We start from the raw sequence: 13069 nt of genomic DNA on the forward strand, positions 1-13069 counted from the left end.
TATCCAGCGGCCAACTACGAGCACTCCGTCGGCTATCCCCATCCCAACTATGACTATTCCCATCCCAGTTATGGTCAGCCCTATCCACCCCAAGCCTACCAGCCCATTGATCCCAACATTCAGATGGCGCTGACGTATCTCCAATCCAGCTTGGCCTATCTGCTACAAGTTGAGCCAAAAAACGCCAATATCCATGCGGCCATTCGCGCTACCAGTATGGCGATTCAAAATCTCCTCACCCTTCTCAATGGTTAGCGGCTCTCGGCAAGGGGATGTAACCGAAATAGACTTTGGAGCATTGCCCAAGCGGTTTTTAACTCAGGGGCGCGTACCTCTTCCCACTGACTAGGTTGACAGTACAGGTAGGGAATCAAGCGGCGCTGCTGCACCAAAGAGAGTTCCGCAAAAAGCACTCCCACCGCTACAAATCCCCCTTTCTTCTGACCGGGCTTTTGAGACAAGGGGGCACACCAGCGAATGGTTACCGGCAGTGTTAAGCCAGCCAGCTCACTGGGAGCAGAAAAGCACAAATAACCTTCCGCTTTCTTCAAGCACTGAGCCATCTCTTGGCTGGAGAGATCCTCAGACCACAGGTGGAGGCGCGCACCGCCCTCGCTCATGTCGAGAGTATAGCCGCTGTAGGTTGAGCCACCCAGGGTTAGCTCACAGTTTTCCGAAGTCCTCAAGAAGTGGCAGCGTTCGTCGCGGTTAAATCGAGTAAAACGCCGTTGGGGCACATCAATAGCTACCATAATTGAGACCAGTAGCAACCCTAGATTATAGGTACTCCAAAAGAGATTGACTGTCAAGCTATCGGGATTGACAGTGGTGTCCTGGAGGGGGCGGCTGCGCCAGAGGATACCTAAAATTGTTAGGGCAGCAACAGCCAACAGCGGGCGAATCAGCGGCCAGTTGGGGTTAATACGGTGGGGATCAATGATTCCCTTGGGCGTGACCTTAAAAGTTTTGCCGCGAGGTTGGATTATCGTGCGCACAATGGTAATTGCCATGGGAAAAGCCAGAATTGTTTCATAGACATCAGACCAAAAGGCGGAGCGGCGCCCCTCAGTAAACCAAGCGAAACTCAAGGCATTCCCAATGTAGTAGGGTAAATAAAAGTAAAGAATCTCATTGATTGTGGCTCGCAGCGGGGCAGCTCCAAATAGCAGAAACGTCAGCGGAACTAGTAGGCAAATGACCCGCGACAGGGCCAAAAACCAATAGACAATGCTCAAGGCGTGGGAAAAACGCTGACTGAGCCGCAAATTAGGCACTGTAAAACAGTTGCCACCCACAAACAACATTTGCAGTGTGCCCTGTCCCCAGCGCAGGCGCTGGTTTACGTAAGCGCTAATGGTTTCGGGAGACATGCCAGCAGAGAGAGCTTCGTTGAGGTATTTCACCCGATAGCCTAAACTTTGGAGCTTCATGCTGGTCATGTAGTCTTCCGTGATTGTATCGGTGGGAATACCACCAATTTCGTCGAGGGCACTGCGGCGAATGACAAAACAGGTGCCACAGCAGACCACTGCATCCCACCAGTCACGACTGGGTTGGATAAAGCGGAAAAACAGGCTCTGCTCATTGTTGACAATTCCCTCCAACCCCAAATTGACGGTAATCGGATCCTCGTTAAAGAAGTGCTGAGGGGTCTGCACCATCGCGGTTTTGGGGTCTTGGAAAAAGCCAATGGTGCGGTTGAGGAAATTGCGACAGGGGGTAAAGTCGGCATCAAAGACGGCAATAAACTCGCCGCTGAGGGTGGGCAGGGCATGGTTGATATTGCCCGCTTTGGCGTGGCGGTTGTCGGGGCGATCGCGATATTCACAGCCCAATTCGGCAGCCAAGGCACGCACGTGGGGACGACGGGTATCGTCCAAAAGATAAATGCGTTTGTTGGGATAGTCCATTGCTTGGCAGGCAATGACCGAGCGGCGGAGAATGTCCACGCCCTCGTTGTATGTGGGCAGGATCACATCCACCCAAGGTTGGTACTTGCCACTAACGACATCCTGCTCGTAGCGATCGGCCTCTGGACTGCGGTTGATTGTAAAACTACAGTGAAAAAAGAACCCCAACGTGTTGAACACCATCAGGAGTTCTGCCAAAAAGAGACCGACGGAGAGCGTCCCGTTAATCGGATCATCAAGGTTGAGACTAAAGAAGACTCGCCAGAGTTCATAGCGCACCCCAAAGAAGAGTGTCCCGCCCACAACTAGGAGCCGAGCTAGGGTAGTGGGCTGCGGCCAGAGTTCTTTAATCAATAAAATTATTGCTGCCCACAGAACAGCGGGCAACAGCAGTGCCTCTAGGCTGGTGCCCTCTGTGCGAAAGAGGGCCTTGCCGGCATGCCAAGTGCCCACAAGGTTGGGGAGGAGATTTTGCCAGTTAAAAGTCCAGAGCTGAAGGGCTGCAAAGGCCAGGAGAGCCAACAGCAGCAGCGTTATTGTAGATTGTTGCTTTTTCATTAGCATGGGTTTCGGGAACTACACAATGATTGGGAACAGCTCAATTAGGAGCGAGCATCAAAAATAACTTCTACACTTTGACCCATCCCACAAAACCGCTGAGTACCTAATTCTGGTGGCAACTTGTTTAAGGCAACATCCACCGCCAGTTCATTGCGCACTAGATCTGGAGGGGGTACAGCGACAGTCTCTCCCACGACGACTTTTCCCGGACCACCGCGAATGGCGCGCACCCATCCCGACATCCGGCGATCGCTCCCATCCAGCAGGCGGACAATGGCCGGTTGACCGACTCGGAGGCGGGCATTCTCTCGTTCAGCCACAAGAGCCGTTGCCCAGACATCATCACAGTCTAGAACTTTGGCAATGGGATCACCGGCACTAATGGGAATACCTAAAGTACCGCTTTTGTGAATCACTGACCACACCACACCCCTAATTGGTGACTGAATGCGAGCTAAACGCTGCAGCGCCAACTGTTGCTTGATGTTGGCAATTTCTTTTTTTAATTCTGCAATGGTCGCCTCCACTTCGGCAATTTGCCCTTCAATGTTTACGACTTCAATTTGCAGGTCAATCACGCGAATTTGGGGAAAGCTAAACGTGCGAGCTGAATCCAGTTGTAAGCCCTTGCGAAAGGCTTCTAGGTTTGTTTGATAGCGGCGCAGCTCCGCCTGTTTGTTTTTAACCACTTGTTCTGCTTGACGAGCTTTGTAAACGGCTTCATCTGCTCGCTGCTGGGAAACAGCCCCTTGGCGCACCAACCAGCTGTAGCGCTCTGCCTCAAGGCGGGCAAGAGTAAACGCCTCTTGAGCTTCCCGCAGTTCCGCCAATGTCCGCTGGAGCGCCTCTTGGGCAAAACGAACCTCCAGACGAGTTTGCTCGCGCTGGTCATGACTCAGTTCAGCAATCAGCTGTTGGCGACTGCGGCGTTTTTGCAACAGTACCTGCCGCTGGCGTTGGGCGACGGCGAGGCGGGTCTCCAAATTCTGGCGATCAGTCTCCAGTTGAGGATTACGCTCATTTTCAATTCGACCTATTTCCTGACCTTTGCTTAGAAGCTGGCCGGGCTGCAGCGGATATAAAACAAGGGTGCCAGGAATTCGGGCATAGATGTTGAGGAGGGTGCCGTTGAGGTACCCTACGCGGCTAAAAACTCGTGTCTGTCGCTGCCAAAGGAACCAAGCTGATGCTGCCACTAAGGAAAAGATAAACAACAGGCGCAGTGCGCGGAAGAGTTGCTGTCGCTGAATGGAAATCTCCTTGAGCAAGAGTGCGGAATAGACCCTCTGGGGCAGCTTCACAGGACTTTCTGAGGCAAAAAACAACTCTAGCCTATAAAAAATATTGGGCTGCGGCAACTGTTCTCAATCTTGTGGAGGTGAGCACTAAGTAACTGAGGAACGGTACTTTGCCTCGTTTAGGTTAGAGAATGGCGATGAGAGGAAAATAATTGGCGATAGACTTCCATTAGGGCGATCGCCACCGAAGCCGAGAGATTCAAACTGCGCACCGCCGGCTGCCACATGGGAATTTTCAAAAAGGCGTCACAGGTCGCTAAGACATCGGCGGGGATGCCATCGGGTTCGCTGCCAAAGACGAGCCAATCACTCTCAGCAAAGCTAAAGTTCCAGTAAATCTGCTGGGCTGAAGGCTCAAAGGCAATCAGGCGCCCCCCGCTATGGGTGGTTTTAAGGAACGTCGGCCAGTCGGGGTGACAGTGCAAGGTGACATAGGGCCAGTAATCAAGACCGGCTCGCTTGAGGTAGCGATCGCTGAGTTCAAACCCCAAGGGTTCAATCAGGTGCAGCGGTGTGTGGGTGGCAGCACAGGTGCGGGCAATGTTGCCTGTATTGGGGGGAATTTGGGGATGGACAAGCACCACAGCAGGCATGGCATTGGGCAAGAGACTTAATCCGTTGCCCCCCGGCCACTGGGGGTTAAGCCGCGCCGTCCCTCTTCACGAGCATAGGTCAAAAACCGCTGTAGATGCTCTAAGTACTCAGAAGGGGGTAGGGTCGCCAATTGGGCGATCGCCTGAGCAAGGGGCAGCTCACGACGATAGAGAATCCGAAACGCCTCCTTGAGGTCGCGCATTTCTGTCTCTGTCACGCCCGCCCGCCGCAGTCCCACCTGATTGAGGGCACGAACCCGCGCCGGATGACCTTCCACCAGCATATAGGGGGGCACATCCCGATCTACCCGTGCCATTGCCCCCACCATTGCCAAGCGACCAATATGGACAAACTGGTGAATGCCCACCATACCCCCAATGCGTGCCTTTGATTCAATGCAAACATGGCCAGCGATCGAGGCTGCATTCGTAATTACCACCTGATCCTCAATCACACAATCATGGGCCACGTGGACATAGGCCAGCAGTAGATTATGGTTACCAATGATCGTGGCATCTCCTTCGCCATTGGCGCGGTTAATCGTCACAAACTCGCGAATCGTGTTGTAGTCACCGATGCGCAGAGCACTATTGGCACCCGTATATTTTTGATCCTGAGAAGCCGTGCCGATGATCGCTCCCGGAAAGATACGATTGCCTACCCCCACCTCCGTTGGCCCTTCTATAATTACGTGGGCCCCAATTTCAGTATGGGCACCGACGCGTACCTGTTCACCAATCACTGCATAGGGACCAACCCGAACTGTGGGATGTAGCTCGGCACTGGGATGGATGACGGCAGTGGGATGGATCAGTGTTTGCATCATTGATTGTGACTAGTCCACCAGCGAGAACATCATCTCGCCCTCACAGACCAATTGACCATTCACCTCAGCCCGTCCTTGCATTTTGCCAATGCGCTGTTGCTTGACAACAAGAAGCTCAGCCCGCAGGATTAATTGATCCCCAGGCACGACGGGACGGCGAAAGCGCACCTTATCAATACCCGCAAACACAGAAAGCTTATCCTTGGCCCAGCTCATCTGCATCAGGACAACCCCTCCCACTTGGGCAAGGGCTTCCACAATGAGCACCCCTGGCATAATTGGGCGACCGGGAAAGTGCCCTTGGAAAAAGGGTTCGTTGATCGTGACGTTTTTCAGCCCCACAGCATACTTTTCTGGCACGTAGTCAATGATCCGATCCACCAGCAAAAAGGGGTAGCGGTGGGGAAGCAACTGCTGAAGATCAGTAACCGTCAGCACAGTGGTTGGTGGGGCGTCAGTCAACGTTGGCATAGGGGTAGGTGTCGGCTGCAAATCAAAGATATAAACAAATCATAGGGGAGAATGGTTTCCTACTAAACCATCTGTTGGGCGATCGCCCGTGCCAATTGGGTATGCAGATGATGACTCGCGCGATAGGCGACATAATGCGCGATGGGGGGTGTCCCCAGTAGGGCCAAATCTCCCCAGAGATCGAGTAACTTGTGGCGAACCGGTTCATCGGCAAAGCGTAACGGCGGGTTGACCCAACCACTGGCACTGCACACCAGAGCATTCTCTAAACTGCCCCCCTGAATCAAGCCTTGGCTGCGCAGATACTCCACTTGTTCAGCAAAACCAAAGGTGCGAGCAGGTGCAACGGCTAGCGCCAGTTCTGAAGGGGTAAAGCTACACCACTGGCGACCAATCGCCGCATAGGGAAAGTCAATGCCATAGGTAAGGCGCAGCTCAGGAGCAGGAATGGCACTGACAAAGGCTTCTCCTTCGTAAATGGTGACCGGTTCCTTCAAGATCACTGCTGGTCGAGGAACCCCCTGAGGGACAACACCTACCGTTTGAATGCCTTCCAGCCAAGGTTGCGCCGAGCCATCGAGCACTGGCACCTCAGCCCCCGTCATCTCAATCATGACATTATCAATCCCAGCGATCGCCAGCGCTGCCAAGAGATGTTCAACCGTGCGCACACTGGCGCCATTGGCCACCAACTCCGTTGCCAACTGCGTGGATTTCACGGCCTCAATCTGAGCCGGAATCACGGGCTGTCCCTCCAGATCAAGGCGCACAAACTGCCGTCCTGTATTGGCGGGTGCCGGCTGAAGGGTGACCTCAACCCGTTGGCCTGAATGCAAGCCCACCCCTGACCATTGGGCAGCTCCAGCAAGGGTCTGTTGAGTCGTTGCCGCCAATGCTGTCGGTACAGAGGCCGTGATCATCCATCTGTCTCCTAGAAGCGTTCACCAATACCAAAACTAAAGGCGCTGCCCCCTTCATTATTCCAGCCAAAGTCAATGCGGATATTGCCTAGGGGCGTATTTACCCGCAGGCCGCCGCCATAGCCTAGCCCCTCTCCGGGTTTACCGCGCACAATCCCCGGCTGACCGGGTACGCTGCCTTGGGTACCGAGCAAACTGGCCCCATCCACAAAGAGGGCGCCACCAACAATATTAAAAATAGGGAACCGGTACTCTATTGTCCCTTGCACAAAGGCACGCCCGGAGCCGATCGCCCCCTCTTCCCAACCACGTACTGAGTTGGCACCCCCAATCGTAAAGGATTCATAGGGCGGCAAATCGCCAAAAATGTTGCCCGCTTGGATATTGAAGGCAACGGTTTGCGGGCCCTCAAGGCGCAGAAACTTCACTGGGATATAGAAGCTATAGCTACCCCGCACCCGGTTCATCAAGATATTCCCGGTGCCAATAGGGATGGATTGATCCACGCCTAGGCGAATCACTTGACCCCTGGTCGGCCGCAGGGGATCATTACGCAAGTCCCGCAGAATCGCCGCTTGCACCGTAAACAGGTCATTGAAACCCCGGCACACACCATTATCAGGGAAGGTCAAACAGTTGCCCAGAAAATCCGTCGGTGTTCGATTAAAGGAGCCATCCATGGACGTCACCCGCTGATATTGCAGACCAAGGGAGCCGGTCCAAGCGGTGCGAATCAAATCCCGATCTTTGGTAAATGGACGGGTAAAGAAGACAGCGGATCCCAAACGATTAATGCGGGGCAAATCGCCATTGGCTAAGGGCACATTGATCGGACCATTACTGAAGGTGAAAGGTACATTTAAGCGGTTAAAAGCACTGACGGTATAGGAGGTGCGGTAGGGATCTCCCTTAATCCAAGGATCGGTAAAGTTAATGTCAAAGAGAAACTCTCCTTCAGTCCCTCCCTGGGCTTCAACACCAAATTTCCAGTTGCGGCCAAAGAGGTTATTTTGCTGGAATGCCACCGTCCCAAACAGACCTGAGGCCGAGCTATAACCCGCCCCAGCGGAAATACTGCCGGTATTGCGCTCTTTGATATTGAGAATCAAGTTCACTTTGCGCGGGTCTCGACCCGGTTCAAGGCTAACTTGCACATCCTCAAAGAGTCCCAGTTCAAAGAGGCGGCGCAAATCTGCTTGCACGGTATTTTGGTTGAGGACAACGCCGGGTTGGGTGTCTATTTCACGGCTAATCACAAAGTCGCGGGTACGCTGTTTGGTCGGCTCCCCTTCTTTATTGAGGAAGCGATAGGTGACCTCTTCAACCACTCCTTCAGCCACCTGCAACGTCACGACGCCATCGGGATCCACTTGGGGGGTGCCGACCACTTGCCCCAAGATGTAGCCATTATCTTTATAAAACGTGTTGATTTTCTCAATGCCAGACTGTAGCTCGCGGAGGTTCAGCGTCCGACCAATTTGCGGTGCAAAGATTTCATTGACTTTTTCTTGGGTGAGCACCTGGTTACCAGCCACTTGAACGGCTCGCAGTACCGGATAGGGGCGCACGACAAAGGTAATCCGTACCCCGAGGGGGGTATCGCTAGGGACGGCATTGACATCGGCAAAAAAGCCCGTGGCAAAAATGGCATTGGTATCCTGTTGCAGTTGCGTGCGGGTGGTGGTACTGCCGGGTCGAGTGTTAATGACCTGATACACCAATTGCTCCAGCTCAGGAGTGGCTCCTTCAACCACCACTTCCGCAATCAGCACTTGGGGTTCATCGGCGGGGGGCTGACTCACAGGCGGAGGGGTGGGGGTGGCCGCTGGGGGAGTTTCAGGGGGTGCGGGGGCTTGTTGACCACGGCTGGGACTCACAGGACCGAGGGCGATCGCCACGGTTGCCATTGCCACTGCTACCGTTTTTAGGGCAGCCCCCATTGGCTGCAGTTGCACTGGCGAAAAAAGTTGGTTATTCACTGCTCACCCCTAAAAAACAAATCGCGTCAATACAGCCAAACCCATTGGCATTGATATAACAGTAGGTTAACGACTCAAAAGCGGCAATAAAAGTGCCCCTCTCGTTGCCTTTCTAACATTAGCCGTAATAGGCGGGTTCATTCCCCGGTTTCCACTTAATATTGCAGCCGAGACTCGGTTTTTGATCCTCGCTGGGGGTTTGACCAGCTAACACGGCATCAATGGCTGCACGCAAGTCTTTCCCAGTGACTGGTAAGCCATTCTGGGGGCGGCTGTCATCAAGTTGTCCGCGATACACGAGCTTGCGATCGCCATCAAAGAGGAAAAAGTCGGGTGTACAGGCTGCCGTGTAAGCCTTGGCCGTTTCTTGGCTCTCGTCGTAACAAAGCGGAAATGTAAAGCCCAGGTCGGTGGCCATCGCCTTCAGGGACTCTGGGGCATCATCGGGATAGTTGGCGGCGTCATTGGCACTAATGGCAACAATTCCTAGGCCGGTGTCTTTGTAGTCGCGCCCCAGCTTCGCTAGTTCCTCTTGGACGTGTTTCACGTAGGGGCAGTGGCGACAGATAAACATCACCAGTAGGGCTTTCTTGTCGGCAAAGGTGCTGAGGGAAATCGTTTGCCCACTCACCACATCGGGCAGTTGAAAATCGGGAGCAACAGTACCAAGGGCAAGCATCGTGGACTCTGTCCGCGCCATAAAACCTCCTGAGAACGCTGGCAAGAGTGTTACAAATGGTAATATCGTCCCTAGTGTACTCTGTTGCGATCGTTCCTCAAAGGGGTGAGAGGAGCGACTGCCCTAATGAACGCAAAAAGCAGCAAGATGACTGCTGCTGATGTATCATAGCTTTTGATGTTTGAGCACAGAGAAAAATTACTTTAGCCAATATAACTTTGACGGGAAACGTGCTTCTCGAAGTTGGCTTGGGTTTGATGGAGAAGTTGCTCGCGGCTGTCGCCCGTGTGTTTCAGGGCAGGCACTAAATTGCGCGCTTGGAGTGCCATGTGCAGTTGCAAATGGGCAACGTACTCGCTGAGGTCTTCACGGAGTAACGGATGACTTTGATGCACAGACACAATGTTCTCCTTCAACTGATGGTTCAGTAGGCGTTTCATGGCTCCTGTCAATCCCCAACAGTGGTCAGGTCAGGAATGGTACCTTCAAACTGTTTAGCAGGGCGGGTCATGCAGTGCGCCACTTGACCCTTTTAGAGGTTAACATTTCTCAGGGAGTGTGCTGCAATTTGCAATCAACTGTAATGTTTGGCCAACATTTCACGATTCAGGGGGCAGGAAATGCGGTTACTCATTGCCAATGATGATGGGGTTTTTGCCCCCGGTATTCGGGCGTTGGCAGACACGCTGGCGATCGCTGGCCATGAAGTCGTGGTTGTGTGTCCGGATCGCGAACGCTCCGCTACAGGGCATAGCCTCACTGTTTTTGATCCGATTCGCGCCGAAGTCGTTAGCGATCGCTTTCACCCCGGTATTAAGGCGTGGGCCTGCTCCGGTACCCCCTCTGACTGTGTAAAACTCGCCCTTGGTGCCCTCCTAGAGGAACCCCCAGATTTTGTGGTTTCTGGGATTAACCAAGGCTCCAACCTCGGCACGGATATTCTCTACTCCGGCACGGTGTCTGCTGCGATGGAGGGGGTGATTGAGGGAATTCCTAGTATTGCCATTAGCCTCACCAGTTTCACGGTTCATGACTTTCAACCGGCCGCTGACTTTGCCAGTCGTCTCCTTAAGGCGCTGGAAACCGCCCCCCTGCCCCCAAAGATGCTCCTCAATGTGAATGTACCTGCTCTGCCTGCCAGTGAAATTGCTGGCGTTGTCATTACACGACAGGGGATTCGGCGCTACCATGACCTGTTCCAAAAACGCATTGACCCTCGCGGCAAAACCTACTACTGGCTCGCCGGTGAAGTGGTTGAAGAATATCCCCAAGACCCCAATCAAGCACCCACGGATGTGGAAGCCATTGCCCAAAATCTGATTAGTATTACGCCGCTGACCTTTGATCTCACCTACGGCCAAGGGGTTCAGAGTTTAACCGAGTGGCTGCGCCAACCCACCGTACAGCCCCTATTCAATCTCTAGGATCACGGGTGCATGATCACTGGGCTTGGGTAAGCGCCGAGGGGCAATATCAATGTGACAGTTGCAGGCCCGGGCTTTGACAGCGGGGGTAATGTAGAGGTGATCAATACGCCAGCCATGATTGCGGCGAAAGGCACCCGCCCGATAGTCCCACCAAGAGTAGTGCCCGGGCTCCTCGGTAAAGTGGCGAAAGGCATCGTGGAAGCCAAGGTCGCGAATGGCTGCTAAAAGGTTGCGTTCAGCATCGGTGGCTCCTACTTTTGTGGCGCGATCGCTGGCATCAAAAAGGTCTTTATCTTCAGGAGCAATATTAAAATCACCACAGAGAATCACCTCTCCTTGGGCAGTGAGCTGCTCGAGATAGACATGGAGGGTTTTTAACCAGTGCAGCTTGTAGTGGTATTTCTCACTGTCGTACTCTCCGCCGTTGGGAATATAGACATTCACCAAGATCACATCAGGGGCTAATTGGGCGCGAATCAGTCGTTTTTGCGTATCCAACTCACGGTGGCTGGGTAATTGGGGGGCAAAGCCTGCTTCTACGCCCGCAAGGGGCTGACGACTGAGAATGGCCACCCCGTTGTAGGCCTTTTGGCCACTACAATAAACTTGATACCCACGATCCAGAAAGGGTTGACGCGGAAACTCAGCATCGGTGACTTTGGTCTCCTGAAGACAGAGATAATCCACCCCAGTGTGATCCAACCATTGGCACACATGGTCAAGACGGGTGCGAATTGAGTTGACGTTCCAAGTCGCAATTTTTGGCATCGGTTGATTTCAGTCAAAGTGATTTGCCCAAACCGCTATAGGGGGCAGCATCGGCACATACTGTAGAAAGTATAGTTGGGGAGTGGCAGCAGTACCCGAAATATGGCTGGGTATGTTCTGGTTTTGGCTGTGATTGTTCTTGGGGGCGCGATCGCGACAGTGGGCGATCGCCTTGGCTCAAAAGTGGGCAAAGCCCGATTGAGTTGGTTTAATTTGCGGCCTCGACAGACGGCTGTCCTGATTACCATTCTCACAGGCAGCTTAATTTCTGCCTCCACCCTTGCCATCCTCTTTGCCCTCAGCCGTGAATTGCGCGATGGCGTGCTGCGCATTGATACGATTCGCCGTCAACAAGCGGCTGCTGAACAAGAACTGGCGGAAACCCGTGCCCAAAAGGATGAAATTGAAGCGGAACTCGCACAATCCCAAATTGAACTGGCCCACATTCGCCAACGCCTCAGTCAAACCAACCAAGTCCTAGAGCAGGCCGTCAATCGCCAAACTCTCACGGAAGCAGAACTCAAGCAACTTCAAGACCGCTACACCCAAGCCCAAAAAGACCTCGAAAACTTTGAAGTCCAAGGGGCACGCCTGCGGCAAGAAATTCAGCGTTTGCAACGGGAGCGACAAGCCATCCAAGGCCGCCTCGAGGATGTGGCGGGCCAAAAAGCGGCCCTAGAAACCGCCATTCGCAGTGCTCAACAGCGCCTTGCCGAAGTCGAAGGACAAAAGGATCGTCTCCAAGCAGAGATTGATCGCATTCAGGATCAACTGGCCGTTGCCAATCAGCAGCAGCAGGTGTTACGCAATCAACAGCGCACGCTCCAGCAGGAAATTGCTGCCCTTGAGGCCAGTCGCCAACGCCTTGAGGAAAACGTGAGCATCCTATTGCTGGGACTAAGGCGGGGGACGATCGCCATTCGCACAGGGCAGGTTTTGGCCTCTGCTGTGATCCAAAATATCAAAGATCCGGGTCAAGCCACCCAAGTGATCGAAGAACTGCTCCGAGAGGCACGTCGCAATGCCATTGTTCTCAATAACCCCCAAAATGTCAAACCGACAGATCAGGTGATTCAAATTACCACCGAAGACGTGAACCGCCTACGCAGCCAAATTAGTGATGGCCAGCCCTATGTGGTGCGCATTTTAGCAGCGGCCAATTATCTACAGGGGGAAAGCAATATTCTTGTGGTGCCCCAAGTGGCACGCAATCAGGAGGTGTTCCGCGAAGGTGAGAATTTAGCTACCATTTCCCTCGATCCCAGCCAGATGACCGATGAGCAAATTTTGCAACGCTTGGATCAGTTGTTTACGGTCAGTAACCAGCGGGCGATCGCCTCTGGAGTGCTCCCAGATCCGGTCACTGGCAGTGTTGGCTCCTTTCGCCAAATTGAGCTGGTGAAATTTGTCCTTGACCTCAAAGATCACCAAGGGACAATTGATATTAGTGCAGTTACTCCCACGTCCGTTTATACCGCTGGCCCTCTCACCCTCTCCCTTGTCGCCCGCCAAAATCAGCGAGTGATCCTGCGCAGTGGTTAGGCATCAGCCTCATTTCCCACGAATGGGGATGGATTCATAAAACCGCAGGCTAGGATAGAGGAGATTTTTCTCCGTTCACTACGTAAGGGGTGCC

Annotated in this window: 12 protein-coding genes and 1 pseudogene; 3 read left to right on the forward strand and 10 right to left on the reverse strand. The window is 53.4% G+C overall.

Annotated elements, in window-relative coordinates:
- Positions 1–255, forward strand: a pseudogene (locus IGQ15_RS02550) (hypothetical protein); the annotation flags it as partial.
- Here the strand turns inward: IGQ15_RS02550 and IGQ15_RS02555 are convergent.
- The 9 genes from IGQ15_RS02555 to IGQ15_RS02595 form a co-directional block, all read right to left on the reverse strand.
- Positions 252–2468 carry a glycosyltransferase gene (locus IGQ15_RS02555; RefSeq protein WP_297048368.1) on the reverse strand — a complete coding sequence of 739 codons (2217 nt, stop codon included), beginning with the start codon at positions 2466–2468 and terminating at the stop codon, positions 252–254. The pseudogene IGQ15_RS02550 and the gene IGQ15_RS02555 sit on opposite strands and share 4 nt — an antisense overlap.
- Before the next feature lie 44 nt (positions 2469–2512).
- Entirely contained in the window at positions 2513–3772 is a 1260-nt protein-coding gene (locus tag IGQ15_RS02560; RefSeq protein ID WP_297048370.1) for an HlyD family efflux transporter periplasmic adaptor subunit, read from the reverse strand.
- Positions 3773–3888: 116 nt separating this feature from the next.
- Entirely contained in the window at positions 3889–4362 is a 474-nt protein-coding gene (locus tag IGQ15_RS02565; protein WP_297048491.1) for a tRNA (cytidine(34)-2'-O)-methyltransferase, read from the reverse strand.
- Between the two features lie 17 nt (positions 4363–4379).
- Positions 4380–5186: an acyl-ACP--UDP-N-acetylglucosamine O-acyltransferase gene (gene lpxA / locus IGQ15_RS02570; RefSeq protein ID WP_363315767.1), complete on the reverse strand. Its 807-nt coding sequence runs from the start codon at positions 5184–5186 to the stop codon at positions 4380–4382.
- A 12-nt stretch (positions 5187–5198) separates the two neighbouring features.
- Positions 5199–5660: a 3-hydroxyacyl-ACP dehydratase FabZ gene (fabZ, locus tag IGQ15_RS02575; protein ID WP_297048374.1), complete on the reverse strand. Its 462-nt coding sequence runs from the start codon at positions 5658–5660 to the stop codon at positions 5199–5201.
- A 62-nt stretch (positions 5661–5722) separates the two neighbouring features.
- Positions 5723–6580, reverse strand: a complete 858-nt coding sequence (lpxC, locus tag IGQ15_RS02580; RefSeq protein WP_297048376.1) for a UDP-3-O-acyl-N-acetylglucosamine deacetylase — start codon at positions 6578–6580, stop codon at positions 5723–5725.
- Between the two features lie 11 nt (positions 6581–6591).
- The gene (locus tag IGQ15_RS02585) at positions 6592–8559 is read right to left on the reverse strand and encodes a BamA/TamA family outer membrane protein (RefSeq protein ID WP_297048377.1); all 1968 of its coding nucleotides are present in this window, start codon (positions 8557–8559) and stop codon (positions 6592–6594) included.
- Between the two features lie 118 nt (positions 8560–8677).
- Positions 8678–9259: a thioredoxin family protein gene (locus IGQ15_RS02590; RefSeq protein ID WP_297048379.1), complete on the reverse strand. Its 582-nt coding sequence runs from the start codon at positions 9257–9259 to the stop codon at positions 8678–8680.
- Between the two features lie 182 nt (positions 9260–9441).
- Positions 9442–9678 carry a hypothetical protein gene (locus tag IGQ15_RS02595; RefSeq protein WP_297048381.1) on the reverse strand — a complete coding sequence of 79 codons (237 nt, stop codon included), beginning with the start codon at positions 9676–9678 and terminating at the stop codon, positions 9442–9444.
- 180 nt (positions 9679–9858) lie between these two features.
- On the opposite strand from IGQ15_RS02595, the gene surE reads away from it, so the two are divergent.
- Positions 9859–10662, forward strand: a complete 804-nt coding sequence (surE, locus tag IGQ15_RS02600) for a 5'/3'-nucleotidase SurE (protein WP_297048383.1) — start codon at positions 9859–9861, stop codon at positions 10660–10662.
- Here the strand turns inward: surE and xth are convergent.
- Positions 10648–11433, reverse strand: coding sequence for an exodeoxyribonuclease III (xth, locus tag IGQ15_RS02605; RefSeq protein WP_297048385.1), 786 nt, complete (start codon positions 11431–11433; stop codon positions 10648–10650). The two genes, surE and xth, sit on opposite strands and share 15 nt — an antisense overlap.
- A 102-nt stretch (positions 11434–11535) precedes the next feature.
- Here xth and IGQ15_RS02610 point away from each other — a divergent pair, with 102 nt between their 5' ends.
- The gene (locus tag IGQ15_RS02610) at positions 11536–12975 is read left to right on the forward strand and encodes a DUF3084 domain-containing protein (protein WP_297048387.1); all 1440 of its coding nucleotides are present in this window, start codon (positions 11536–11538) and stop codon (positions 12973–12975) included.
- Positions 12976–13069 lie beyond the last annotated feature (94 nt).

The sequence above is a fragment of the Thermosynechococcus sp. M98_K2018_005 genome (genome assembly GCF_015295825.1).
Taxonomy (GTDB): Bacteria; Cyanobacteriota; Cyanobacteriia; order Thermosynechococcales; family Thermosynechococcaceae; genus Thermosynechococcus.

Coding starts and splice junctions, on each gene's coding strand:
- IGQ15_RS02565 (WP_297048491.1), bottom strand. CDS start 4,362: ATGCCTGCTGTGGTGCTTGTCCATCCCCAAATTCCCCCCAATACAGGC.
- surE (WP_297048383.1), top strand. CDS start 9,859: ATGCGGTTACTCATTGCCAATGATGATGGGGTTTTTGCCCCCGGTATT.
- IGQ15_RS02595 (WP_297048381.1), bottom strand. CDS start 9,678: ATGAAACGCCTACTGAACCATCAGTTGAAGGAGAACATTGTGTCTGTG.
- lpxA (WP_363315767.1), bottom strand. CDS start 5,186: ATGCAAACACTGATCCATCCCACTGCCGTCATCCATCCCAGTGCCGAG.
- xth (WP_297048385.1), bottom strand. CDS start 11,433: ATGCCAAAAATTGCGACTTGGAACGTCAACTCAATTCGCACCCGTCTT.
- IGQ15_RS02610 (WP_297048387.1), top strand. CDS start 11,536: ATGGCTGGGTATGTTCTGGTTTTGGCTGTGATTGTTCTTGGGGGCGCG.
- IGQ15_RS02555 (WP_297048368.1), bottom strand. CDS start 2,468: ATGAAAAAGCAACAATCTACAATAACGCTGCTGCTGTTGGCTCTCCTG.
- fabZ (WP_297048374.1), bottom strand. CDS start 5,660: ATGCCAACGTTGACTGACGCCCCACCAACCACTGTGCTGACGGTTACT.
- IGQ15_RS02590 (WP_297048379.1), bottom strand. CDS start 9,259: ATGGCGCGGACAGAGTCCACGATGCTTGCCCTTGGTACTGTTGCTCCC.
- lpxC (WP_297048376.1), bottom strand. CDS start 6,580: ATGATCACGGCCTCTGTACCGACAGCATTGGCGGCAACGACTCAACAG.